The following is a 529-nucleotide window of genomic DNA, read 5'->3' on the forward strand; positions in this document are numbered from 1 at the left end:
TCAGCGCAAGGGCGACCCGCTCAAGTTCGACAAGGACGAGCACGTCAGGCCGGGTACGACAGTCGAGTCGCTCGCGAAACTAAGGCCCGCCTTCAAAAAGGACGGGACGGTTACTGCGGGCAACGCGTCCGGCATCAACGACGGCGCTGCAGCGGTAGTAGTCATGTCGGCTGATCGGGCGAAAGCAATGGGTCTGGCACCGATCGCGAAGGTCAGAGCGTATGCTTCCGCCGGGGTGGATCCGAGCGTGATGGGGATTGGCCCTGTGCCCGCCACGCGGAAGGCGCTGGCCAAGGCGGGGCTGACGATTGAGGACATAGGGTTGATCGAGGCCAATGAGGCGTTCGCCTCGCAGTCGCTGGCCGTCGGGCGCGACCTGGGCTGGGATCCCGCTGTTGTCAACGTGAACGGCGGAGCGATTGCTCTTGGCCATCCCATAGGCGCCAGCGGGGCGAGGATCCTGGTCACATTGGTTCACGAGATGCAGAAGAGAGACGTCAAGTATGGACTGGCCACTTTGTGCATCGGC

Annotated in this window: 1 protein-coding gene; it reads left to right on the top strand. The window is 63.3% G+C overall.

Going from position 1 to position 529, the window contains the following annotated elements; all coding sequences use genetic code 11:
* A partial coding sequence (locus ACMUOY_RS20275; protein ID WP_413894530.1) for an acetyl-CoA C-acyltransferase occupies positions 1–529 on the top strand: 529 nt, incomplete at both ends.

It is taken from the genome of Candidatus Skiveiella danica, assembly GCF_022705245.1.
GTDB classification, from domain to species: Bacteria; Pseudomonadota; Gammaproteobacteria; order Burkholderiales; family Burkholderiaceae_C; genus Skiveiella; species Skiveiella danica.